1 protein-coding gene and 2 pseudogenes are annotated in these 1211 nt (G+C 36.7%); all 3 read right to left on the bottom strand.

The features are described from left to right. Nucleotides 1–423: pseudogene (locus tag QI30_RS20040) on the bottom strand (hypothetical protein); the annotation flags it as partial. Nucleotides 424–584: 161 nt separating this feature from the next. Beyond that, nucleotides 585–1001, bottom strand: coding sequence for a hypothetical protein (locus QI30_RS20045; RefSeq protein WP_126992166.1), 417 nt, complete (start codon nucleotides 999–1001; stop codon nucleotides 585–587). Then, nucleotides 994–1211: pseudogene (locus QI30_RS20780) on the bottom strand (ParA family protein); the annotation flags it as partial. The gene QI30_RS20045 and the pseudogene QI30_RS20780, both read right to left, overlap by 8 nt.

Consider the following 1211-nt stretch of genomic DNA (forward strand, 5'->3'; position numbering starts at 1 on the left):
ATTGTGTACACCATAACCTCTAACTAAACCATAGCAAATACGCTCAGGGAGTTTTGTATAAATAGTTTTATCTACAATAGTTTTTTTAGGTTTATATATGTCTTTAAAAACATTTTGAGCTTGCGAATTTAGAACAGAACTAGCATATCGAATCATATTGAAGTTCATGTATTCAGCTAAAGGAAGTGCTTGTTCAAATAACTGTTCAATGCCTTTAGCAATTTTTGAATCTCCACCATATTTCGTCCAATGAAATGAAAATTCTTGATTTAATGCATGGAAAGTATTAAAGTTTGGATGCATATATATGTTAAGTGGAATTGAAAGTGCACCCATTAATTGAATGGGATCGCTACTGTTTTTACCGCTTTCATCAAAGCAAATAAGTAAATTTGTAGTTGCTTGTTCATGTATAGGTTGCATTGAATTACACCTCCGTTCTTGACAAAATGTATATTTTTTTGACATAATGGGAATATAAATTAATAAAGAAACGTTTAACTCGTGTCGCTTGGTACACGCGTTAGCGTATCAGATAAAGAGAGCTCGTGTCGCTTGGTACACGCGTTCTCTTTTTTGTTTTATTATTTCTCCTCATGAAACGCTTCAACCATAAATTCAAACTGACGCTGCTGGCGATCCGTTAGCTCGTTCTTCACATAACTATCAATCAGTTTCTGCAAAATCACATACGTTTTCCCCTCATCCATGAAAGAGCCTAGCAAGTTGATTTCACTGTGAATGACAGTTGGTACTTTTAAGCTTTTTGTGCTGTTGGCTTTCCCAACGCCAAGCTTTTTACGTGGCTGAGCTGGTTCAATTTTTGTTACCTCTTTTTCAACGACCACAGGAGTAGGTGCTTCAACAGCTACTATCTGCTCGTCCTGTTTTGTAGGAGCTGAGTAACCGAAGTCCATATCATTTTTCTTCACGGGAATAGAAGGCTGCATGATTGTCGGCTTTTTCTTTTTCTTAATTAAACCGCCTTTTTCATTACTCATACTTACCAGCCTCCTCGAATTGAGCTAATTTTTCCTCAAGCTCATCAATTACATCTAAAAATACTTGGTGTGCTTTACGGTCGTGCATATCGTTGTCTGTGATACCTGTTACGTCCCAAGCTTTTAAGCGTTCTAAGTGCTTGATAACACTTTCCATTACATTGTCTTCACCAAACATTTCTTTCGCACGTTCAATAGTAGACATGTCCA

Origin of the sequence: Candidatus Kurthia intestinigallinarum (genome assembly GCF_003991225.1) — a bacterium.
GTDB lineage: Bacteria > Bacillota > Bacilli > Bacillales_A > Planococcaceae > Kurthia > Kurthia populi.

Bases quoted from the DNA above. Each gene is read 5' to 3' on its own strand.
- QI30_RS20045 (WP_126992166.1), bottom strand. From the start codon at position 1,001: ATGAGTAATGAAAAAGGCGGTTTAATTAAGAAAAAGAAAAAGCCGACA.